Source organism: Sphingorhabdus pulchriflava (assembly GCF_003367235.1).
Classification (GTDB): Bacteria; Pseudomonadota; Alphaproteobacteria; order Sphingomonadales; family Sphingomonadaceae; genus Sphingorhabdus_B; species Sphingorhabdus_B pulchriflava.
Window position 1 is genome coordinate 1,735,097 of sequence record NZ_QRGP01000001.1, and the last position, 21,195, is coordinate 1,756,291.

Genomic DNA, 21,195 nt, shown 5'->3' on the forward strand with positions numbered 1-21,195 from the left:
TGTGCTCAAAGCTAGCGAGCGATACTTGCTCGTCAAGTATAATTTACAGTGAATATTTAGTTTCAATCTATTTTCAGCGTTCACGTCCCGCTTCATCAAAAGTTTGCACCATTGGTGATAGCAAATAGTCAATAATGCGTCGTTCACCGGTCTTTATTTCCGCCTGAACGGCAAGTCCCGGACCGATGAGCTGGTCTTGCCCGCGTACGCGGATACTGGGCTGGAGGAGGCGGATGCGGGTGGCATAGACCAGTCCCTGCTGGATCGGGCGCCCATTGGGATCCTTGGCCATTTGCTGTCCGGGCTGGCTCAAATCGATGGCATCGCGACTGATGCTTTCAACCACACCAGGAATGATACCATAATCGGTAAAATTGTACGCCTCCAGCTTGATCCGCACAGGCTGGCCTTCGTGGACGAACCCGATATCCTTGTTGAGGATATTGGCCTCAACGACTGCGGTTGCACTGTCAGGCACGATAATCATCAGTGCCTGCGCAGGCTGCACCACGCCTCCGATAGTAGAGATCGCCAATTGTTGAACGGTGCCGGAGACTGGAGCGCGCAGCTCATAAAACGCCTTGCGCCTTTGTGATTTGGTGACCTCTTGACGCGACAGTCCCGACTTCTCCAGCGCTTCCGCCATCTCGGTGACTGCCCCTTTACCGAAGTTGCCTTTGAGACGAGCCAGCTGCCCATCGATATTGCCGATCGCTGCGCGGGCTTCCGCCGCTTTGGCGCGTTGCACTTCGATATTCTGGATATGCTCAAGACGGAGCTGTTCATATTCGAGCAGGCGGATTTTGGAGAAGTAGCCCTTGTCAGCCAGTTCCTTTCGAGCCTCGAGCTGCTTCTCGACCAAAGGAAGGGTCTGGGTGAGTTTGGATATCTCCGCTTCGGCACCGGCAAGCTGTGCCTGTTGCTGCGCACGTTGCTGCTGAAGGCTTACCTTCTCGCCCTCATATTCGGCAATCGCCGTACGCACATAGTTCGCCTGCGTCTCGGCGATTTCTGCAGGCGTTCCTGCTGGTGCCACAAAGCGCGCGGGGCGCCCTTGCAGATGCGTGAGCAGTGCAGCGTTGCGTGCAGCGATCACCTCTGCCGATAGCAGGCTTTGTTCTGCCTGCTCCGCTTCCGCGCCCGCCAAAGTCGGATCAAGCTCAACCAACAGCTGTCCCGTCTCAACGCGCTGCCCATTCTTCACATGGATCGCGCGGACATAGCCGATCTCGATTGGCTGAATCACCTTCACATTGCCGCTGGGGATCACCTTGCCACTGGCCGTTGCCACCACATCGACCTTGCCGACAAAAGACCAGATCAGCGTGATGGCAAATAGCGCACACAGGGCGAGCATCAGATATCGCAAACCGGGGCTTGGCGGTTTCTCCATGATCTCCAGCGCTGCGGGCAAAAACTCATGGTCACTGCGCGGTTTGGCAATGGCCTCGCGCTCGTCCTGCTGTTTCCAGCTGGTCTTAAGGACCGCCCAATGATGCGCCAAAGCAGGAAAACGGTCAGCAAAGCTCATAGCTTAGTTCCCATCTGCTTGGCATAAAGCTGCGCATAACGGCCACCGGCCTTGATAAGCTCTTCATGGCTCCCCATCTCAGTCACCTCTCCGCCTTCAACCGTAATGATGCGGTTACATTGGCGGACTGCGGACAAACGGTGCGCGATGATTATGACTGTGCGGCCCTGCGCAATGCTCGCAAGGTTGTTCTGGATGATTTCCTCGCTCTCGGCATCGAGCGCACTGGTGGCTTCATCAAGGATCAGGATGCGCGGATCGTTGATGAGTGCGCGGGCAATCGCCATGCGTTGGCGCTGTCCGCCCGAAAGATTGCCTCCGCGCTCGTCAATCACCGTGTCATAGCCATGCGTCAGCTGCAGGATGAACTCATGCGCGCCTGCCAATTGCGCAGCCGCGATCACCGCTTCCATCGGTCGTGTTGGATCGCCGAGCGCGATATTCTCGCGCACCGTGCGGTTGAACAATATATTTTCCTGCAAGACCACGCCGATCTGTCTACGCAGCCAAGCCGGATCAACGAGCGACAGGTCGACACCATCAACCAGCACACGGCCCTGCTCGGGAACATAGAGCCGCTGGACCAGTTTGGTCAGTGTGGATTTGCCTGAACCCGATGGCCCGACAATGCCGAGCATCTCGCCGCCTTCGATCTGCAGGGATATTCCGCGCAGTGCCTCGGGGGCATCGGGGCGATAGCGAAAGCGGACCTTGTCAAACTCCACCGCGCCTGCAATCGGCGGCAGGCTTGCACGACTTGGATTGTATTCAGGCTCGGCAGGCGCGTTAAGTACGTCGCCCAAACGGTCCACTGATATCCGCACCTGCTGAAAATCCTGCCACAGTTGCGACAGGCGCAGGATCGGTGCCGACACGCGGCCCGCGAGCATGTTGAAGGCAACTAGGCTGCCCACGCTGAGGTCACCTGCAATCACCGATTTTGCACCAAAGTAGAGGATGGCAACCGTGGTCAGCTTTGAGACCAGCTGGATGAGATGGCTGCCGGTATTGGCAAGCTTGGCTACATCGAAGCCGATATTGGTATAGCCGGAAAACAGCTTCTCCCACCGGTCGCGCATCTGTGGCTCGACCGCCATCGCTTTCAAGGTGCCGATTCCGGTGACGCTTTCAACCAGGAAGGACTGGTTCTCCGCCCCCCGGCGGAACTTCTCTTCGAGCATGTCGCGCAAGGGCGGTGAGATGAACAGCGAGATTGCCACATAAAGCGGGATCGAGAGCAGCACGACCAGCGTCAACAACGGCGAATACATGAACATTACCGCAAAGAACACGATGGTGAAAAACAGATCGATCACGACAGTCACCGCATTGGAAGTCAGGAACTCTCGTATTCTCTCCAGCTCACGCACCCTGGCCACGCTGTCGCCTACACGGCGGGCTTCGAAATAGCTGAGCGGTAGGTTCAGCAAGTGTCGGAACATCCGGCTACTAAGTTCACTGTCGACCCGGTTGGTAGTGTGGGCAAACAACCAGTTCCTCAAACCCGACATGGCTGTTTCAAATATTAGCACCACTGCTAGGCCGAAGGCCAATACGTCCAATGTGGTAAGCGACTGGTGCACCAGTACCTTGTCGATCACCAGTTGGAAGAAGATCGGGGAAACCAAACCCATTAGTTGCAGGAAGAAAGACGCGATCAGAACATCGCGTAAGGGTTTGCGATATTTAACCAGCGCCGGAATGAACCAGCTGATGTCAAAGGGTCGCTTCTCGCCTGCCATCGCTTCGCGACTGGTGAGCAGCAGCAGGCGGCGAGCAAAACGCTCCTCCAGCTGCGCAGCGCTCCACACCTCGGGCCGCTCGGCATCGCCGCGCTGGATGAGATAGCGCGGATTGATGCTGTCTTCCTCGATCTTGAGCAGGATGGCCGCATTGCCGTCAGTGCTATCCATCAGCGCAGGCAGCGGGACCTTGCGCAGTTCTTCAACATTGGCATTTCTGAGCCTCGCTATCAGTCCCAGTTTCCTGGCAATCCGCGACAGGTCTTCAAGACTATAGGGATCATCTCCCCGCCCGCGATCATGCGCAATCTGCTCAGGATCAGCAGGTGTTCCCAAAAACTTGGCCAACAGTATGAAACAGGCAAGTGACGGATGTAAAAAAGCTTGCGTAGAGGCAATACTCCCCTGCGCAGGACTTGCAGGTCCTGTGTCTTCATTTTCCAACCGCACGGATGTTCGACCCCGAATCTCTTCTTGAGGTGTCGCATCTAGCAGAAAAGTATAGGAAACAAAATAGCTATACGACGAGTTGCAACTGTTTCAGAAGTTCACGACTTGGATTTGTTCGAACAAAGTCATATGTTAAAAAAGCGATTTAACCAGCGAAACTAAAGCTTTATTTAGGTACCATGCGACGTCTATACAAGCGCCTTATGTTCACTTCAGAGTCGAAAGCAAAAAGGCTCCTAGGCGGCGTGGACAAATTGGTTGACGCGAGACTCGGTGGTTGATTCAAGGCTTCCTTTTGGAGGCAGGGTTGAGCCGGGGCGATCTGAGCGAAGCGGAATGGCGCGTTTTGAGGGACTTGCTGCCGATTGACGGTGCAAATCGAGGGGCTGGGCGGCCGCTCGAAGAGAACCGGTCCATCATCAACGGCATTCTCTGGCGGCTTCGCTGCGGCACGCCGTGGCGCGATGTGCCGCCCAAATATGGCAACTGGAACACGATCTACCGGCGCTTTCGGCGTTGGAGCGAGGCCGGGGTCTGGGAGGCCGTGTCGGTCACCCTGGCCGAGATCATGGCGGACAGCGGCCACTACAGCATCGACAGCACCACCGTTCGCGCCCACGTCTCGGCAGCGGGCGGAAAAGGGGGGCTCATCGACGCGCTCTTGGCCGCTCGCGGGGCGGGTTCACCAGTAAGCTTCACTGTCTGGCAGATGCCAGAGGACGACCGGTCGCCTTCCACCTGACGGTCGGCGAAGCAGCCGATTGCAAGGCCTATGACACGTTGATCGCCCTGCCGGAGCGGGCACCAAAGGCGCTACTGGCGGACAAGGGATATGATGCCGATGCCATCCGAACCGATCTTGCGCATCGTAACATCCAGGCCGTCATCCCGGGCCGTTCAAACCGCCGGATCAAGATCGAACATGACCGGGCACTCTACAGGGAACGTAATCACATCGAACGCTTCTTCGGACGCCTGAAAATCAACCGCGCCATCGCAACCCGCTACGATCAACTCGCCGAAAGCTTCCTAAGCATGGTTCATATCGCCGCCGCCAGATACTGGCTCAAATTTGTCCACGCCGCCTAGGGCGTGCATTTCGGACACGCGATCGTCGAGCGCGCTAGGTATTCACCATCAAGGTCTTGCGGAATAATTGCGTAGCAATCTGTCTATAAAAACTAAATGTGATTTATCTATATTATAATGATATGCCATTGTTATCATTGTATATACTATTGTCATTTTATATTGGAACGATAATTATTAAATTTTATTTGTATTTGGATCTACGCCAATATTTGAGATTTCAGCTATCCAAATATCAATCTCTGCTTGCACCCAAACAGCACATTTCGGACTCAGTGATCTTGATCGAGGAAAACTTCCTTCCGCCATCCGCTTATATATCGCCGAACGACTCAACCCAACGCGCTTCATGACCTCAGGGAGGCGGATGAGGCGGGACGGATTCGGTTCTGAACTATCAGCGAAACCACGGGTCACACTTTGGCAAGAGACTTGGTCTATTTTCATGATAAATACCCATCTAACGCATTGAAAATTCTCGGCTAATGACATCACGCACATGCTCAGCGAGCAATTTAGCTACGAGCCGCGACGTGCCGACAGCCCAGCGGGGCCGGATTTCCTGCAGATCTTCACCCAACGCCTCCGCCAGCGTTGTGGGCAGCGCCCGGAACAGCTCGTCCCAAAACCGCCCTATGTCCTGGTGCATCCATTCGGAAGCCAAGTCTTCGTGGCCAGCAAGCGCCAGCGCCAATATACCTTTGGGTGGCACGCCAGAAGCACTAAACAGTCGAAGCGCTTCATCGGTCGTGACTGCCCTGGTACCACGGATGACGCCCAATAGCGCATCCTTGTGAAGACCTGTCTCCCGCGCAATAGTGCGGCGGGGCTTGGATGATCCATCGATGGCTTTTGCCAACGTTCGCGCCAGCACCGGATCGACGCCGGGTCGCTCGGCTATTTCCATCTGCATGGATGAATGTCCTTTCTTGGTTAAAGCTATCGATTCGAATCAATATGGCGAGACTCGTGCTGTAGGAAAGCAGAAAGAACATTAGCAGAACATATAGGATTTCCTATTTTGAGACGATTCGGGCGAGTGGCCAAATCCCCTCCCCGTAATGGCCGATTCTCCGGTCTCTTGTTGACGCCTGATTGACGGCTTTTGGCGCTTCTCCAGTCGGCGTTTGCCGCACTTCCGGAAAACGAGCTCCCCATCGATCACTCCGAGCGCATTCCGCTTTCCTATCGCTCTCCTAGCGCGCCATTGAGAACAGACAGCGAACGATATCGCTGCCCACCCTCTCGATGGAGAATGCATCAATGACCACAATGTCCCTCAAACCCCGCCTCGGCAAAATGACGGGCCTGGCGCTGCCGATTGCGGTCGCAGCCCTTGCGGCAACGGCGGCTTATGCCGGTGCCGACACGACCTTCACTCCGGCGCTCACCAAGTTCACCGACTTTCTCGAAGGTTCGGGCGGCAAGATCATCACCGTGCTGAGCCTTGCAGGCGGCCTCATCGGTCTTGCCTCGGGTCGCTTCACGCTGAGCCAGATCGCTGTGCCCGTTGCCGTCGGCATTGGTGTTGGCACCGGTGTGCCGATCGTCACCTCGACCATCACCGCGGTCATCTGAGCGGTACGCGAAAGGAGGGTGGCGTCATGACGGACAGATATCTTGTTCCCAAGCGGCTCGATGATCCGGAGCTTATCGGCTTCTGGACGCTCGACGAGTTTGCCGGGATCATCATCCCCTTCACCTGGGGAATCCTCAGCCAGCATATCTTCATCGGCATTATCGTGTCAGCCGGAGCCTGGTTCACCTTGCGGAAGGCAAAAGCAGGGCGTGCCAGTTCATGGGTACTCCATGCCGCTTATTGGTATCTGCCTTCGGGGTTTACCGGTCTTGTCGCAACGCCGCCCTCCCATTGCCGGCTTCTGGCCGGGTGAGGGAACTATCATGCTGACCCATATTTCGCACGAGCGCAGCCAGTCGCTCCTTCGCCAGAGAAACCTGCTTGCGCTGACGAGCGTCGCGCTGGGCTTGGCACTGGTTGTCACCGGCGGCCTGGCCGCCACCCGCGACCGTGAGGTCATATTGGTGCCGACGGTTTCCAAGCCCTTGAGCATATCCAAGACCGGGGTGAGCGCCGACTATCTAGAACTGGTGACGCGCGATGCATCACTGATGCTGCTCAACCGCAGCCCCGAAGGGCTCGACTATTGGATGACGCAGATATTGGAGCTCGCCTCTCCTGCCCATCATGGCAGGTTGAAGGCCGAATTGCTGCGGATCGTCGAGGAGCAGCGCGGCTCGGACGTCACCCAAGCCTTTGTCATCAAGGGGCTCTCGGTCAATCCGCATAAATTGACCTCGGAAGTGCACGGCAACCTCAAAACCTTTGTTGGAGCACAGGTTATTGCAAGCGACGAGCGCCGCTTCCGTTTCGACTGGAGCTACCAGGGCCTGCGCCTCGGGCTCGCAGGCTTCACCCAGATCAACACCGAAAACAATCCAGAGGAGAACATAGATGCGGAATAAAGCCGCCATTTGCACCTTCATGGCCACAGCCAGCCTGCTGCCCAGTCCAGCATTTGCTGACCAGTATAAGCAGGCCGCCGACAATGCGCGCATCGAATGCGTTGTGTCGAAGCAGGAGCTTAGCCGCATCGCGCTCGTCGGCGACCAGTTTGCGAGTGTTTCCAAAATCTCGAGCGGCACGCCCTATAATGATTTTGCAGTGACCAACGAGCCGGTGCGCGGCGACATCTATATCTCGGTTCCCGTAACTTATGCAGCGGGCTCAATCAGCTTCTTTGCCACGACCAAAAAGGGCTTCGTCTACAAATTTGCCTGCAAGGCAGAGATGATCGAAGCCCAGCAGCTGTTCATCAGCAACCCGGCGCTCGCCAAAAGCGATGCCGCCAATTGGGAAAATCAGACGCGGCCCGACCAAAGCGCAGTGCGTCTGATCCAGGCGATGGCGACCGACAAGACCATCGACGGTTTCGAAATCCGCCAGTCGGCGAGCCCTGCGGCCCGCGTCGGCAATCTCGAAATCCAGCTGATCGCTGAATATCGCGGAGCGTCACTTCTTGGAAAAGTCCTGCGCCTCACCAATCGCGGCAAAAAGCCGCTGCCGCTCGCCGAACGCGATCTCGCGCCCAAGGACACACTCGCGATCAGCATTGGTGAGCCGAGCCTTGCGCCAGGTGCGAGCACTACGGCGCTGATCGTCGGAGCCAACGGAGACTATGATCATGACTGAAACTGGCACCGCAACACCAAATGCCGACAAGCCGCCTTTGTCGCTGGCGACGCTCAATGCCCGGACGGCCAAACGCCAGCAATTGCTTCTGGCAAGCGTCGGAGCCCTTCTGCTTGCTGGTGGAAGCTGGTTCATCTTGGGATCGGATGATGAAGCTGCCGACAGCAACACGGCCTCCGCGCAGGAAATCGACACGACAGGGCTGGTCAATCGCAACCTGTCACAAAAGGAATTTGTCGCGAGCTATGGCAACCGGCTCGATGCGATTGCGCGCGAGCAAAAGGCACTCAAAGAAGCAGCACTCCCCCGTGCTGATATTGAAGCACAGATGGCAGCGTTGAAGGCTGAAAATCAGGCAATGCGCATCGACGGACAAGCAGCGATCGATGCGGTGTCGGCCGAAAATGCGCAATTGAAAGGCCAACTCGCCGCACAAGCGGCAGCGCCCCCTCCCCCGCCGGTCCCTGCTTACGGACCGCAGGCAGGTGGATATGATGCCCGCGGGCGCGGTGGCAGTGGCACGGGTGCTGGCGGCCAATCCTTGGCCGGACCCGATGCTGGCATGTTGCCGCCGGGCGAGGTCAAGCTTTTGAGCTTCGGCAGTGACAAGGCAGCAGGCGGTCCCAAAGCCGCGCGGCCCGATCTGCCTCCACTTCTTGTTGAAGATTCCCCCGACTATCTGCCGCCCAACAGCTATGCGCCTGCAACGGTGATCGTTGGTGTCGATGCCTCGGCGGGTGTCTCGAGCCAGACCGATCCGTTGCCGGTGGTCTTGAGGATTACAGGTCCTGCCCGTTCGGTCGTGCAAAATGGCAGGGTGCTGACGACAAGGCTCACCGGCTGTGTAGTCAATGGCTCGGCGCGCGGCGATCTCTCTTCGGAAAAGGTCTATGTTAAACTTGCGAAAATGACCTGTGATCAGCCTGGAGGCCGGGTCGCAGTCTCAGAGGTCAAGGGCTTTATCAGCTTTGCCGGTAAATCGGGTGTGCGCGGCCGTGTCGTCAGCCGCGAAGGCAGCCTGGTTTCCCAAGCGCTGCTCGCCGGGATCATCGGCGGGTTCGGGCGCGGCTTTTCGGCCAATGCCAACAGCGTCTTCACAGGCACCACCACCGACAGCGACGGCAACCGCTCAAAGCTGTCCCCCGGCGACATTTTGGGTGGCGGGCTAGGCCAGGGTGCAGGCGATGCCGCCGATACGGTGAGCAAATATCTCATCGAGCGCGCCGAACAATATCAACCCGTCGTCGAAATGCCCACCGGCATCACCGTCGACATCGTCTTTCTCGACGGCGTTTATGTGAGGAACAGCCAATGAGCCAACCAACCAAAACATCCCGCTTCTGGCTGAAGGCAGGCGGGCTCGGTCTTGCGCTTGTCGCGCTGTCCGCCGCCACGGGCTGGAGTGTCGCACACTATGGCAGTGCTGCAATCACCGCGCCCGATATCGCCAAGGTACGCGAGGCATTGAAGCTGCGGCTTCCCAAGACACCGATTGACGCGATTGATTGCAAAGGCCTAGCAGGGCTGTGCGAAGTCGCCTCCAAAACCACGCTATTCTATGTCGATACCAAGGCCAAATATCTGGTGATCGGCCGCGTCTACGACATGGAAGCGCGGCAGGATCTGACCGCCGCGCGGCTGCTTGCGCTCAATCCCGACCTGCTGGCGGCAGGGGCTGCGCGCCGCACCGATGGCGAAAATGCTGGCCTGCCCCAACAGCCCACGGTGCCCAAGAAGGTACCGCTTACCGGGCTCGATCCCAAAGGTGCGATACATTGGGGGCCTGCAAACGGGCCCAAGGCAATCGTCTTTTCGGATTTCAACTGCAGCTATTGCAAGAAGCTCGAAAGCGAGCTCATCGCAATCGGCGCGCGTGTTGAAGAGCGCCCGATCTCGATCCTAGCCAAAGAAAGCCGTAGAATCGCAGAAGCTGTGATCTGTGCTGACAATCCGTCAGCAGCACTGCGCAAAGCCTATGCCGGTGAAACGCTCGGTCCTTCCAAAGCCTGCGACACCAAAGGGCTCGATACCAATGAAGGCTTTGCCAAGGCGCATGGCTTTGGCGGCACACCGGTCATTGTGCGGCCTTCCGATGGCGCAGTGCTCGAAGGCTACCGCGCGGGACCCGAACTCAAAGCCTTTCTCGCAAACTCACCCACCAAATCCAAAGGATGATCGCGATGCGTAGCCTTTCTCTTATGCTCCTTTCTGCCCCGCTTCTCTTTACAACCAGCGGCTGTGCCACCTTTGCGACCAATATCGCAGGCGACTTTGAATGCCGTGCCAAGGGCAAAAGCACATCTGCAGACTGCTTGCCTGCAAGCCGGATCGACGCCGATGCAACCGCGATGCTCGCAAAGGGCTATCCCCGAACGCACCCCACGCCGCGCGCTGGCGTAGCGGGCGGCGATACCGGACGCAGCCGCGAACGCACGATACGGATCGTCTTTCCCGCCCATGTCGATGACACCGGCATCCTTCACGAGGAATCTGTCGCCTGGGCGATCGCGGAACAGCCCGATTGGACCGCACGGCTGCGACGGAAATCGGACAATGGTGCAAGCGGTTTTGTCCGTTCGGTCGCGCGCGCAATGAAGGCAGCGCAGCAGCGGCCCGAAACAGCGTCGCCGCATACCGAAGATGGCACAGCCGAAACCGCCGATAACCCAATTTCCGATGATCCCTTTGTCATAGCCTCGCCGCTGGCTCTCCCCTCCACGGCGCGCGAGGCTGTTGCCGGTGCCTCTGCACCGGCGGTCGAGGGGTTCGACATGTCAGCCCCCCTCCCGCATGTTCGGACCCCTCGACACCCTGAAACACAAGACGCGCCCGTCTTTCCGAGTGCCGAGGCCATAGACGCCGCCAAGACGCCGAAGGAGCCCGAATAATGACAATGGGCTTCACTTCGCTAAAATCGCGGATTTTGGAAGGTCTTTTGGGTGACGCCGAAGAGGTTGAGCCGCCACGCGGCGGCTTGCTTCTCGAAATGCTCTCCGACTGGCTGCCTTACCGCGTCTTCGATGCGCGCAGCCGACTCTATCTCAACGCGCGCTCGAAGGGCTTTGTTCTCGGCGTCACACCGCTGATCGGTGCCGATGAGCGGACCGCCGAGATATTGGGGCAGTTTTTCTCCGAAGGCCTGCCGCCAGGAGCCTGTCTGCAGATATTGCACCATGCGAGCCCCCGGATCAGCCGCATCGTCGCTCCCTGGTTTGCACCGCGTTATGCGCAAGGCGGCGTCTATGAAGCGATCGCGCGGCACCGCGCCAACCGGATGTATGACCTTGTCTGGAATTCGGGATCCAGGGACGCGCCCTTCCATACGCGCCACCATCAGCTGTTCCTCTCCTTGGGCGTTCCTTCACAAGCGGATATCAGCAACGAAGAACTGGTCCAGTGTCGTGAAGGGCTGATGGCGATGCTGCGCTCGTTGAACCTGGGCGTCCAGGAAATTGAACCGCAGGCCTTGATCGCGCTGATCGATGATCTGACTTCGCCGACGACAGCACCACAGGACGATGCCTGCCCCTATAATCCGCTCGACCCGATTGCAGCGCAAGCCTTGCGCCGCGATATCGAGCTTCTGGTCGAAGAAGACCGGATGCTGCTCAGGACCGAGCGTTTCCGTGCGACCGGCGAGGAGAATGAGGGCGTCCCCGAAATCGGCACCGTCTATCCTGATTGCTTCGATATCCGCCATTATGGCGTGCGCAACATGCCGCTACGCTGGGCACCTTGGGAATGTTCGCGGCTGATAGGCGATCTTTTCACCGACAAGCTCCGCTTCCCCTGCCCGACCGCGACCATGCTCTGCCTCATTTACCCTTCGCAGGAAGCAGCGGCGGCCCGGGCGGGGTACAAGTTCATGAGGACGACAAGCCTTGCCGGAACCAAAAGCGCTCGTTTCTTGCCCAAGATCGCCGAGCAGTCTGCCGAATGGCAGCATGTACAGGCCGAGCTGCAGGAAGGCCGCAAGCTCGCCAAGGTGTTTTACGGGGTCACCGCTTATTCGCCGCTCGGCGATGGTGACCGCAACGAACGCGCGATCAAGTCGATCTACAAGGCCGCAGGCTGGGACCTCATCGACGAGCGCTTCCTGCAAATTCAAGGGTTGCTCGCCGCAATGCCCCTGACGCTCGCCGACGGGCTCGCCAAGGACATGGAAAGGTTGAAACGCATGAAGACCTTGTTGTCGACGACGGCCGCCAATATCGCACCGATGCAGGGCGAATATCTGGGTGGGCCACTCCCCCATCTGCTGTTTGTCGGACGGCGCGGCCAACCCTTTTTTTGGTCGCCCTTCGAAAATGAGGCGGGCAACCACAATATCGCGATCTGCGGCAAATCGGGTTCGGGCAAATCGGTGCTCCTTCAGGAAATGTGCGCAGCACTCCGAGGCGCAGGCGCACAGGTTGTGGTCATCGACGATGGCCGCAGCTTTGAACATTCGGTCAAACTGCAGGGCGGCCGCTTTGTCGAGTTCACGCTTGCGTCGGGTTTCTGTCTCAACCCCTTTTCGATGATCGATGCGGAGCGTGCCGAACAAAATGAAGATTATCGTCTCGACTGTTTCGGGATGGTGAAAGCCATTATTGGCCAGATGGCGCGGCACAGCGAGACTTTGAGCGATGCCGAACGCGGCTTTGTCGATTCCGCTGTCATGAAGGTCTGGAGCGAGGGAGGCACCAAGGGCTCGATCGACGGCATTGCCCGCGCGCTCGTCGCCACCGCCAACCCGATTGCGGAAAATCTCGCGGTCTCGATTGCGCCTTATATGGCGGGTGGCAGCTATGGTGCCTTCTTTACAGGCCAGGCGAGCATCGACTTGGATGCTGATTTCACCGTCTTCGAGATGTCCGACCTTGCCACCCGCGAGGATCTGCGCAGCGTCGTCCTGTCGGCGATCATGTTCATGACCAGCCAGGCAATGACGCGGAGCCCGCGCTCGGTGCGCAAATTGCTCCTGATCGACGAAGCCTGGAGCATGCTCAAGGGCGGCTCGATGGGCGAATTTGTCGAAACCTATGCCCGCACCTGCCGCAAATATGGCGGTGCGCTCGCAACCGCTACCCAGTCGCTCAATGACTATTACAAATCCGATGGCGCTACCGCCGCGCTCGAAAATAGCGACTGGATGCTCATCCTGCAGCAAAAGCCCGAGACGATCGCCGATTTCAAGCGCGCAAGCCGGCTTGATATGGATGACCGCACCGAAACGCTCATTCGGAGCCTCAAACGCTCGGGCGCTGACTATAGCGAGGTCTTCATCAAGGGCCCCGAGGTAGAAAGCATCGGGCGTCTGGTGCTCGATGATTATTCAGCGACGCTCTTTTCAAGCTCGCCCGACACCTTCGCCAAAATCGACGCCGAACTGGCGCGCGGCATGCAGCTCGCTGACGCCATCGAGCGCATCGCCTTTCCACAAACATTCTAAAGACTAACTTCCAAGGAACTGAATATATGACATTTGATTTTACCACACCGATGGACCGGGCTGCAGAAGCGAGTAAGCAAAGCCGACAAGCGCCACTCTTCCCATGGCGGCGTTTCCTCGGCGACGGCTGCTATATCTTTCTGCGCAGCAGCGCCTTTGCGGTCACCACCTTTCTGATGACATTGGGACTGCCGCTCTTCTTCTTCCTTCTCATTTCGGGCTGGAACATGGACCTGCTGTTCCTCCAGCTCGACAATATTACAAACCGCTATCTAGGCGCCGACAGCGCGCGCCAGCTTGCCTTTTCGGGTGAACTCCAGGGCGGCTTCTTCCTGTTCGTGTTGCTGATCGCGATCTGGCGCACCCCGCGCTTTGTCGCCGACCTGATGCGCACACTCGACGAAGGCAAAAAATGATGGAGAACATTTTAGCAACATCTGATCAGCAAGTGCCGCAGCGTCGCTTTGCAGGCTATTCACTCGCCACCCTCGCCAATTTTGCTGGCATCATGGTGGCAGGCCTATGGGCAAGCTGGGCCACGACCGCACTGGTTGAAGTCAAAGAGCGCGAAGTCGTGACCGTCGAGCTGGCCGGCATGATGGGCGCCTTTGTCGAAGCTGAAGCGAGAAGCGGCAATCCCCCCGAAATCATGAAAGCGCGGGTCGAGCGCTATCTGAAGGCCGTCGAAGCCTCGGTCAATTCATTGAGCGCAGACGGACGTACCGTGCTCGTGGCCGAAGCCGTGATTGCAGGTTCGGCTCCCGATTTCACCGAAACCGTGCGCAAGGATGTCGCACGGCGTCTCGAGGACGAGGCCCATGTGCGTAAATAAAATCGGCGCTGCTCCACGCCTACCCAAAAGGCTGCTCATTTGGAGCGGTCTGGCTGCGGTTGCGATAAGCCTCTCCAGTCTTGCAGCCTTTGCCCGCGACCATGCATTGATGATCAATATAAGCCCAAGCCTGCCTTATTGGGCGATCTGGCTTGAGCGTGGGGTCATGCCGGCGCACGGCGAGATCATTGTCTTCGATCCGCCACCGTCCGCGCTTTTGACCGCGCATTTTGGCGACGAACCTAAGCCCTTCACCAAAAAGGTCTTGGGCGTCGCTGGCGACCGGGTCACGCGCAAGGGACGCACCTATTTCGTCAACGGACGTGTAGTCGCCACCGCCAAACGCAAGAGTATGAGAGGCGAACCGCTTGATCTGGGACCAACCGGGCTGATCCCGCATGGCTGCTATTTTGCAGGAACTGACCACAAAGACGGCTTTGACAGCCGCTATGCCGCGATTGGCTGGATCTGCCGCCCGCGCGTCCTCGGGGTCGGGAGGCCGATATTGTGAGACATATTTGCGCGCTCTTTATCGCTATGCTTTTGTCGATGACATTTGGCGCATCACAAGTGTCAGCAAAAGATTATGGCCAGCAAGGTGCGGTCTTTCCTATTGCCGAGCCCGATCTACTCGAACAGATCCGCGCCAAATTGCAGCGCCTCGAAGCGAGCGGCGAAACCGCGCGGTTGAATGCGGATTTGAAGCGCCGAACAATAGCCCGGGTCAACCGGCCCGAGCCTGTTGCTGGCTTAAGCGTTACGCAAGTTATGCGGCAATGGCGCTTTGATCCGACGATCCGGGTCGAACAGGATATAAGCGACGACAAAGGTCGGCTGATCATTGCTGCTGGCACGCGGGTCAATCCACTCGATACAGTAGGCTTGCGGCAAAGACTGGTCTTCATCGACGGCGACGATCCCGCACAGCTCGCCTGGGCAACGAGGCGCTACAAAGCGACGGATGCCAAACTCATTCTTGTGCGCGGCGCTCCGCTCGAGCTGATGCGCGCACGCCAGCGGCGCTTTTATTTCGACCAGGGCGGCGCCCTGGTGAAGCATTTCGGTATCCGCGCGGTCCCGGCGACAGTTGAACAGCAAGGGCGCTTCCTGATCATCAGCGAGGTTCCGCTTCGCAAACGAGCGGATGCACAATCATGAATTTGAAATCAAGGATTTGCAGCGCATTTGTGGCAATGCTTCTCGCAATTGGTACGAGCGTAACACCTGCCTTTGCCGATACGGGACCTGGTCGCTGCACGGGCAAATTCGTCAACCCGATCACCGATATCTGCTGGTCGTGCCTCTTTCCGATCTCGGTCGGTGGCCTCAAAATCTGGCCGTCAAACCGCCCCGATCCCGACAATCCGGATTCGCCCCTATGCCTTTGCGGAATCCGCCCCGGCATCGCCATGGGCTTTTGGGAGCCCGTGCGGCTTGCTGACGTCTCGATGAAGCCATGGTGTTTCGTCAATCTGGGCGGATTGAAATTCGATCCCGGGTTCGACATCGGCTTCAAGACGATTGCAGGTCCCTCGGCAGTCGGGGGTGCCACGCAGTATAACTCGCAGTGGCATATCCACTGGTATGCCTATCCGCTGATCTACTGGATGGAACTGGTCGCAGACTTTCTCTGTCTAGAAGCGGCTTCGGTCGACATTCTCTACATCAGCGAGATCGACCCGCTTTGGCAGGATTCCGAACTGACCGCGATCATCAACCCCGAAGCGGTGCTGTTTGCAAATCCGCTGGCGCTCGCCGCCTGTGCCGCCGATTGTGTGCTGGCAACCCGCAGACTCCCTTCCGACAAGCTCTTCTGGTGCGCGGGCTGTCAGGGATCGATGTATCCGATGAACGGCAATGTCTCGGCAACCATCGGCCATGTCCAGGCCTCAAGGCTCGCACTGTCGCGTTTTGCCTACAAGCTCCACCGCCAGCTCGTCTCCTGGGGGACGATGGGTTCCAAAGGCCTTTGCGGAAAATATCTGATGCCGGTGATGAGGAAGCAACAATATCGCTTCCAACCCACCAACCCCAACCCGCTCACCAAGGGCCGCTATGCCTGTGCGCCGATCGGGGCGTCGACCACGTTCAATTCGGCAGGCCAGGTCTATCCCGCAATCGGCGAGGATATGGGCTATCTGGTCTGGCGCAAACGGAATTGCTGCGCTTTATGAAATACTCACTCCTTTTCGCTGGTTTTGCCCTTTGCATCGGGACGGCTGCGGTCGCGGGACTGGCCGCACAAAGTGGCGAGACCGAGCTCGATCTTGCCGCAATCCGCGCTCGCGCTGCGGAAGCCGAAGCTGATGCGGTCGCCTTGAGCGCCACCGCGCGCGCACGCGCCGAACAATTGCACGAGAGCGCCAAAGAAAGTGCACAGGCAGGCCAAGCCAATGGCAAACTTTATGCAGCTTCGGCGCAACCTATTACCCGGCCACCGCTTGATCAGGCCTTCGACTTTGACCGGCTGGTTGCCGACACTGCAGGTTTTGATGAAGCCCGCATGGGTGCCGCACCGCGTTTCATCGCCTTTGCCAGTGTGTCGATGCCGGCACCCGCGCTCAAACAGATGATCGGCGATGTCTCGCAAGCAGGCGGGGTGATTGTTTTCCGTGGATTTCCTCAGGGAAGCGCCAAAGCGCTTACCACCGCACTGTTGAAAGTATCCGGAAACAGGGGCCTTCCCGAAAATGTCGGGATCGATCCGCGCCTCTTTCGCGCGTTCAGGATCGATACCGTCCCTGCTTATGTCGTAACCGCGAGCGACTTTGATGTGTGCGACGGGTTCGATTGCGTCTCGAACGTCCCGCCGCACGACCGCATGACGGGCAATGTCAGCGCCGAATACGCCCTGTCGACCTTTGCCAAAGGTGCAGGTCCTGGCGGGCCGCTTGCCCAGCTTCATCTCGAGGCTTTGCGAAAGGCAAAGCCATGACCGGCAAAACACTTATCCGGCTTGGCGCGCTGTTCCTGATCGCAGGATCGCTGCCCATGACGAGCGCATCTGCGCAAACATCGACGGCTGCGGCCAAGGCTGATGGCAAGGCCTTTGGCCGCGAAAAGGCCGCAACAGCGCAAACGGCGGCCAGCACCGATCCCGATGCCGAGCGCATTCCCAATTTCAACGATAGCCCTTCCCAATCGGGCTATTTCGACAATCCCGATGCCATGGCGGGTGCAGCAGCTAGCCAGACAAGCGCGCATGAAGGCTACCGCGCGATACGCTCGTCGATCGACCAGCGGGTGCGCTTTGCGCTGGTTGATCTGGATGCGACGATCGCGCGCAGCAAGGCGATCAGCGAGGACCCGCTAAGCTATACAAGCGGCATGAGCGTGAGCGGAACGCAGGGGCGCTGCGTTCCCCTGCCTTCGGCTACGGCAAGTTCAACCCGCTATTTTGCTACCTGCAATTCTGGCTTCTCAGCTAGCGAAGAACAGAAGAGCTGCAACATCCCGCTTATCGTCACCGCAGCCCCCAGCACGCGCTACACCTATTGGTGCAGCGCCTTAGGCACCAACAGGTTCAACCGGGTCGATGATTGCGCACTCTTTGACAATGCCCAATGCACCTATGCGGGCGAAATGCCGGGTATCTGCCTCGAATGGGAGACGCGTCCCAACAACCAGCGCTACTGCATTGAGCCCGGCGAGCCCATTACCATATTAAGCTGTCCGTCGCAGGTCGCAGGCGGCACGGTCCGTGGTACCACCAACGAGAACAGCATTATTGCAACCCGCGATGGAAGCCAATGCGCGCCGTTCGCAACCGACCCCGACTGCGCCCAGAACAGCGAGACCTGTACCGACAGCGATCCGGTCACCCGCATCGTCAACGGCATAGCGGTCACCCAGCCCTGCTGGACCTGGACGAGAAGCTATGCCTGCCGGACCTTCACTGCGGCCGAGGATTGTCAGATGCTAGCACAAACCCCCGGCTGTAATCTGGTGCGCGAGGATTGTCTGACCGACGAGCCGTGCCGGACATGGGAGCGGGTCTATGATTGCCCTGTCCCCGATCAGCCAGCGTCGGCGAACCAGTTCATCTGCGACGGTGATGTCTATTGCATCGACGGGGCGTGCGAGACCATCGAGCGCGAAGCCAATGACGAGTTCAAGGATGCCGTCGTTGCACTGAATGCGCTTGATCAGGCCCGCCGCGAATTTGATCCCAATTCGCTCACCTTGTTCCGGGGCACGCGCAACACTTGTTCATCGAAGGTGTTCGGTGTCCTCAATTGCTGCAAAGGCAAGGGCTTTCCGCTCATCCCCGGCATCAGCCTGCTCGTCGCACTGGGCTGCAATACGCAAGAGCTGCTTTTGCACGAACGCGATGCCCAAGGGCTGTGCGCCTATGTCGGAACCTATTGTTCGGACAGCTTCCTCGGTGTCTGCCTCACCAAGAAGAAGGTCTATTGCTGCTTTGAATCGAAGCTTTCGCGTATCCTCCAGGAACAAGGGCGCCAGCAACTGCCAAAGCCCTGGGGCAAGCCCAAGACCGAAACTTGTGCCGGCTTCACCATCGACGAATTTGCCCGGCTCGATCTTTCCCGCATGGATTTCTCCGAAGTCTATGCCGAGTTCACCCAAGCCGCACGCCTTCCCGACGAGCTCGAGGCTGCCACCCAGATCCAGCAGAAAATCGAGGACTATTATGCCAATGCCCAGATTTGACCGTCGCGCGATTACGCCTGTGCTCGCACTGATATGTGCTGCTGCCCATCCGGCATCTGCAAGCGCGCAGACCAGCGAAACCAATGCACCTGCGGAAAACGATGCATTCTACTGCGAGGAGAGGAAGCTCGGCTACTGGTTCTACTGCACGAAGCCCAAGCCTGCACCCAAGACAGAAGCGGCAGCACCCGCACCAGTGCCCGATGCCGTGACACGCATGGATGCGATCACGGCAGAACTGCGCGAGCTGAAAGCACGTGCAATTCTCGAGCCGACGCCCGCCAATGTTACCGCCTATATTCGTTTCCAGCGCGAGCAACTCGATCGCGCCTCCTTGTTCAGCGACGTCTGGCAACGCGCGATCTGGCAGGATCCTGATCTCGATTATACACTGCAGCGCCCGGTCTCGACGCTCGCCAAACGGCAATGGCAGGGCAGCCGCGCCAGCGAACGCAATGGGGTGATGGCCGGATTGTCGGCGCGCTACGGGCTCTTCTATTTCTTCGCCCAAAGCTGCGGTGCCTGCGAGGTCATGTCGCCAATTGTCCGTTCGGTTACATCGAACTGGGGCATTACTGTGCGCGCGATCTCGACCGATGGCGGCCCCTCGCGCCATTTCCCCAATTACATCGTCGAGACCAACCAGCGCAGCAAAATGGGGCTCGAGCCCAAGGTCACGCCCGCAGTGGTGCTTTGGGATGCCTTGAAAGGCCGCCCCATTCCCATCGGATACGGCGTGATGTCCGCCGATGAACTGCAGGACCGCATCTATCTTCTCACACAAAAGGAAGCCGGCCATGACTATTAGACCGAAAACAGCAATTGCCGCCCTCCTCGCCTGCTCGCTGCCGCTAACTGCGGCGCAAGCCGATGTTGGCAGTTCGATGGATTCCTTTTTGACTGATGTCGGCGGTGCCGCCAATGTGTCGGGACCAACCGCGTATGAAGGCCAGTCCGCAGGCTATTACAGCCTCGGCAATGTCTGGACGCGCTTCCCCCAGAAGACGACCAACATCGCCAATCTTCAACTTCCCCGCGCCCGCGCGGGCTGCGGCGGCATCGATATTTTTGCTGGCAGTTTCAGCTTCATCAATGCAAGCGAGATTGTGGCGATGCTCAAGGCCGTCGCCAACAATGCGGTTGGTTTTGCCTTCAGCCTCGCGATCGACACGGTATGCCCTGAATGCTCGAAGATCATGCAGGAGTTTTCGCAAAAAGCGCAGCTGATGAACAATCTCAACATCAACAGCTGCGAAATGGCGCAAGGTCTGGTCGGCGGCATCTGGCCCAAGGGCGACCTTGCCGACAAGGCGATTTGCGAGGCGATCGGCAATAGCGAAGGTATCTTCACCGATTATGCCGCCGCCAAGCATGGCTGCGGCACCCGCGGGCAGCGCGCGAGCACGACGGCGCAAGGGGCAGGCAAATATGATGATGTGAACACAGGGGTTCCGCGCAATTACACTTGGACCATCCTCAAAAAATCGGCCTTCTTTTCGCCAAGTGGGACATTCGACCGCGAGCTTGCCGAATATGCCATGACGCTCATTGGCACGATCATCTACGTGCCGCCCAAGGACGATGAGGAGGGCAAGTTCGTTCCCTTTGCGGGCGACGCCTCTTCGACGCTCGTAACTGCCTTGCTCGATGGCACCCAAGGAGCACCCGTTAAAATCTTCGACTGCGACGAGCCTGACAAATGCCTCAACCCCACCTTCAAGACGCTGAGCCTTCCAACATCCAAGGCGCTGCGCCCACGTGTGGCAGCGCTCATCGAAGGCATGGTGCAGGCAATCCGCGACGATACGCCTATCACCGAAGCGCAAAAGGAACTGCTGCAAGTAGCGTCGGTGCCGCTCTACAAAATCCTGACCGTGCAGGCAGCTTATGGCCGCGGTATGCCGACCGATGACCGCGAGACATTGGCCGAGATTGCGAGCGTCGACCTGCTCTTTGCGATTCTCGAGCGGATCACCGGCGAAGCCGGCCGGTCAATGTCGAGCTTCATTGGCGCTGATGAGGCCAAGATCGCGATGTGGCAGGGACAGGTGAATGCGGTCCGCCAGAGCCTCGCTGACCGGCAATCGAACACACATCTGCGCGTCAATGCAATCATGCAGATTATCGAGAAAACCGCCTTCCTCGAAAATGTGCTCGCAGCCTCGATGTCGCCGGGCATGGCGGCATCGCTCGACTGGTCGCGCGCGGTCCAGACCCGCAGCCTCGCCCACTGAC

Annotated in this window: 21 protein-coding genes and 1 pseudogene; 18 read left to right on the top strand and 4 right to left on the bottom strand. The window is 58.4% G+C overall.

Going from position 1 to position 21,195, the window contains the following annotated elements:
- Positions 1 to 73 precede the first annotated feature (73 nt).
- Both DXH95_RS08585 and DXH95_RS08590 read right to left on the bottom strand, forming a co-directional pair.
- The gene (locus DXH95_RS08585; RefSeq protein WP_115548935.1) at positions 74 to 1,531 is read right to left on the bottom strand and encodes an HlyD family type I secretion periplasmic adaptor subunit; all 1,458 of its coding nucleotides are present in this window, start codon (positions 1,529 to 1,531) and stop codon (positions 74 to 76) included.
- On the bottom strand, positions 1,528 to 3,723 hold the full coding sequence (locus DXH95_RS08590; RefSeq protein ID WP_275401826.1) for a type I secretion system permease/ATPase: 2,196 nt from the start codon (positions 3,721 to 3,723) through the stop codon (positions 1,528 to 1,530). Before DXH95_RS08590 ends, DXH95_RS08585 begins: the two co-directional genes overlap by 4 nt.
- A gap of 355 nt (positions 3,724 to 4,078) precedes the next feature.
- Here DXH95_RS08590 and DXH95_RS08595 point away from each other — a divergent pair.
- Positions 4,079 to 4,812, top strand: a pseudogene (locus DXH95_RS08595) (IS5 family transposase).
- 177 nt (positions 4,813 to 4,989) lie between these two features.
- Here the strand turns inward: DXH95_RS08595 and DXH95_RS08600 are convergent.
- Both DXH95_RS08600 and DXH95_RS08605 read right to left on the bottom strand, forming a co-directional pair.
- Positions 4,990 to 5,313: a helix-turn-helix transcriptional regulator gene (locus DXH95_RS08600; protein ID WP_420822278.1), complete on the bottom strand. Its 324-nt coding sequence runs from the start codon at positions 5,311 to 5,313 to the stop codon at positions 4,990 to 4,992.
- The gene (locus DXH95_RS08605) at positions 5,273 to 5,725 is read right to left on the bottom strand and encodes a transcriptional regulator (protein ID WP_115548937.1); all 453 of its coding nucleotides are present in this window, start codon (positions 5,723 to 5,725) and stop codon (positions 5,273 to 5,275) included. The genes DXH95_RS08600 and DXH95_RS08605 overlap by 41 nt, the downstream gene beginning before the upstream one ends.
- Positions 5,726 to 6,084: 359 nt before the next feature.
- On the opposite strand from DXH95_RS08605, the gene DXH95_RS08610 reads away from it, so the two are divergent.
- The 17 genes from DXH95_RS08610 to DXH95_RS08690 are packed head-to-tail and all read left to right on the top strand — an operon-like array spanning position 6,085 to position 21,194.
- A complete protein-coding gene (locus tag DXH95_RS08610; protein ID WP_420822290.1) occupies positions 6,085 to 6,390 on the top strand; it encodes a hypothetical protein in 306 nt (101 codons plus the stop codon).
- 26 nt (positions 6,391 to 6,416) lie between these two features.
- Complete coding sequence (gene traL / locus DXH95_RS08615; RefSeq protein WP_115548939.1) at positions 6,417 to 6,704, top strand: type IV conjugative transfer system protein TraL; 288 nt, start codon at positions 6,417 to 6,419, stop codon at positions 6,702 to 6,704.
- A 10-nt stretch (positions 6,705 to 6,714) separates the two neighbouring features.
- Positions 6,715 to 7,296: a type IV conjugative transfer system protein TraE gene (locus DXH95_RS08620; protein ID WP_115548940.1), complete on the top strand. Its 582-nt coding sequence runs from the start codon at positions 6,715 to 6,717 to the stop codon at positions 7,294 to 7,296.
- Positions 7,286 to 8,023, top strand: coding sequence for a type-F conjugative transfer system secretin TraK (locus tag DXH95_RS08625; protein ID WP_338061703.1), 738 nt, complete (start codon positions 7,286 to 7,288; stop codon positions 8,021 to 8,023). The genes DXH95_RS08620 and DXH95_RS08625 overlap by 11 nt, the downstream gene beginning before the upstream one ends.
- Entirely contained in the window at positions 8,016 to 9,338 is a 1,323-nt protein-coding gene (locus DXH95_RS08630; protein WP_115548941.1) for a TraB/TrbI/VirB10 family type IV secretion system protein, read from the top strand. Before DXH95_RS08625 ends, DXH95_RS08630 begins: the two co-directional genes overlap by 8 nt.
- Entirely contained in the window at positions 9,335 to 10,198 is an 864-nt protein-coding gene (locus DXH95_RS08635) for a DsbC family protein (protein ID WP_115548942.1), read from the top strand. Before DXH95_RS08630 ends, DXH95_RS08635 begins: the two co-directional genes overlap by 4 nt.
- Positions 10,199 to 10,203: 5 nt before the next feature.
- A complete protein-coding gene (locus DXH95_RS08640) occupies positions 10,204 to 10,911 on the top strand; it encodes a conjugal transfer protein TraV (RefSeq protein WP_115549489.1) in 708 nt (235 codons plus the stop codon).
- Positions 10,911 to 13,457, top strand: coding sequence for a type IV secretion system protein TraC (gene traC / locus DXH95_RS08645; protein ID WP_115548943.1), 2,547 nt, complete (start codon positions 10,911 to 10,913; stop codon positions 13,455 to 13,457). Before DXH95_RS08640 ends, traC begins: the two co-directional genes overlap by 1 nt.
- A gap of 26 nt (positions 13,458 to 13,483) precedes the next feature.
- Positions 13,484 to 13,873 (top strand): hypothetical protein, encoded by a 390-nt coding sequence (locus DXH95_RS08650; protein WP_115548944.1) that lies wholly within the window; start codon positions 13,484 to 13,486, stop codon positions 13,871 to 13,873.
- Complete coding sequence (locus DXH95_RS08655) at positions 13,870 to 14,289, top strand: TrbI F-type domain-containing protein (RefSeq protein ID WP_239016588.1); 420 nt, start codon at positions 13,870 to 13,872, stop codon at positions 14,287 to 14,289. The genes DXH95_RS08650 and DXH95_RS08655 overlap by 4 nt, the downstream gene beginning before the upstream one ends.
- Positions 14,276 to 14,800 (top strand): S26 family signal peptidase, encoded by a 525-nt coding sequence (locus DXH95_RS08660; protein ID WP_239016589.1) that lies wholly within the window; start codon positions 14,276 to 14,278, stop codon positions 14,798 to 14,800. Before DXH95_RS08655 ends, DXH95_RS08660 begins: the two co-directional genes overlap by 14 nt.
- A gap of 26 nt (positions 14,801 to 14,826) precedes the next feature.
- Entirely contained in the window at positions 14,827 to 15,447 is a 621-nt protein-coding gene (gene traW / locus DXH95_RS08665) for a type-F conjugative transfer system protein TraW (protein WP_115548946.1), read from the top strand.
- Between the two features lie 35 nt (positions 15,448 to 15,482).
- Positions 15,483 to 16,463 (top strand): conjugal transfer pilus assembly protein TraU, encoded by a 981-nt coding sequence (traU, locus tag DXH95_RS08670; protein ID WP_115548947.1) that lies wholly within the window; start codon positions 15,483 to 15,485, stop codon positions 16,461 to 16,463.
- Positions 16,460 to 17,224, top strand: a complete 765-nt coding sequence (gene trbC / locus DXH95_RS08675) for a type-F conjugative transfer system pilin assembly protein TrbC (RefSeq protein WP_115548948.1) — start codon at positions 16,460 to 16,462, stop codon at positions 17,222 to 17,224. The genes traU and trbC overlap by 4 nt, the downstream gene beginning before the upstream one ends.
- Positions 17,221 to 18,960, top strand: a complete 1,740-nt coding sequence (locus DXH95_RS08680; RefSeq protein WP_115548949.1) for a conjugal transfer protein TraN — start codon at positions 17,221 to 17,223, stop codon at positions 18,958 to 18,960. The genes trbC and DXH95_RS08680 overlap by 4 nt, the downstream gene beginning before the upstream one ends.
- On the top strand, positions 18,947 to 19,768 hold the full coding sequence (locus DXH95_RS08685) for a conjugal transfer protein TraF (RefSeq protein ID WP_115548950.1): 822 nt from the start codon (positions 18,947 to 18,949) through the stop codon (positions 19,766 to 19,768). Before DXH95_RS08680 ends, DXH95_RS08685 begins: the two co-directional genes overlap by 14 nt.
- Entirely contained in the window at positions 19,758 to 21,194 is a 1,437-nt protein-coding gene (locus DXH95_RS08690; protein WP_115548951.1) for a conjugal transfer protein TraH, read from the top strand. The genes DXH95_RS08685 and DXH95_RS08690 overlap by 11 nt, the downstream gene beginning before the upstream one ends.
- Position 21,195: the final 1 nt, after the last annotated feature.

Excerpts from the sequence above, each read along its gene's own strand:
- DXH95_RS08585 (WP_115548935.1), bottom strand. The coding sequence starts at position 1,531 with ATGAGCTTTGCTGACCGTTTTCCTGCTTTGGCGCATCATTGGGCGGTC.
- DXH95_RS08600 (WP_420822278.1), bottom strand. The coding sequence starts at position 5,313 with ATGTGCGTGATGTCATTAGCCGAGAATTTTCAATGCGTTAGATGGGTA.
- DXH95_RS08605 (WP_115548937.1), bottom strand. The coding sequence starts at position 5,725 with ATGCAGATGGAAATAGCCGAGCGACCCGGCGTCGATCCGGTGCTGGCG.
- DXH95_RS08610 (WP_420822290.1), top strand. The coding sequence starts at position 6,085 with ATGTCCCTCAAACCCCGCCTCGGCAAAATGACGGGCCTGGCGCTGCCG.
- traL (WP_115548939.1), top strand. The coding sequence starts at position 6,417 with ATGACGGACAGATATCTTGTTCCCAAGCGGCTCGATGATCCGGAGCTT.
- DXH95_RS08620 (WP_115548940.1), top strand. The coding sequence starts at position 6,715 with ATGCTGACCCATATTTCGCACGAGCGCAGCCAGTCGCTCCTTCGCCAG.
- DXH95_RS08625 (WP_338061703.1), top strand. The coding sequence starts at position 7,286 with ATGCGGAATAAAGCCGCCATTTGCACCTTCATGGCCACAGCCAGCCTG.
- DXH95_RS08630 (WP_115548941.1), top strand. The coding sequence starts at position 8,016 with ATGACTGAAACTGGCACCGCAACACCAAATGCCGACAAGCCGCCTTTG.
- DXH95_RS08635 (WP_115548942.1), top strand. The coding sequence starts at position 9,335 with ATGAGCCAACCAACCAAAACATCCCGCTTCTGGCTGAAGGCAGGCGGG.
- DXH95_RS08640 (WP_115549489.1), top strand. The coding sequence starts at position 10,204 with ATGCGTAGCCTTTCTCTTATGCTCCTTTCTGCCCCGCTTCTCTTTACA.
- traC (WP_115548943.1), top strand. The coding sequence starts at position 10,911 with ATGACAATGGGCTTCACTTCGCTAAAATCGCGGATTTTGGAAGGTCTT.
- DXH95_RS08650 (WP_115548944.1), top strand. The coding sequence starts at position 13,484 with ATGACATTTGATTTTACCACACCGATGGACCGGGCTGCAGAAGCGAGT.
- DXH95_RS08655 (WP_239016588.1), top strand. The coding sequence starts at position 13,870 with ATGATGGAGAACATTTTAGCAACATCTGATCAGCAAGTGCCGCAGCGT.
- DXH95_RS08660 (WP_239016589.1), top strand. The coding sequence starts at position 14,276 with ATGTGCGTAAATAAAATCGGCGCTGCTCCACGCCTACCCAAAAGGCTG.
- traW (WP_115548946.1), top strand. The coding sequence starts at position 14,827 with ATGCTTTTGTCGATGACATTTGGCGCATCACAAGTGTCAGCAAAAGAT.
- traU (WP_115548947.1), top strand. The coding sequence starts at position 15,483 with ATGCTTCTCGCAATTGGTACGAGCGTAACACCTGCCTTTGCCGATACG.
- trbC (WP_115548948.1), top strand. The coding sequence starts at position 16,460 with ATGAAATACTCACTCCTTTTCGCTGGTTTTGCCCTTTGCATCGGGACG.
- DXH95_RS08680 (WP_115548949.1), top strand. The coding sequence starts at position 17,221 with ATGACCGGCAAAACACTTATCCGGCTTGGCGCGCTGTTCCTGATCGCA.
- DXH95_RS08685 (WP_115548950.1), top strand. The coding sequence starts at position 18,947 with ATGCCCAGATTTGACCGTCGCGCGATTACGCCTGTGCTCGCACTGATA.
- DXH95_RS08690 (WP_115548951.1), top strand. The coding sequence starts at position 19,758 with ATGACTATTAGACCGAAAACAGCAATTGCCGCCCTCCTCGCCTGCTCG.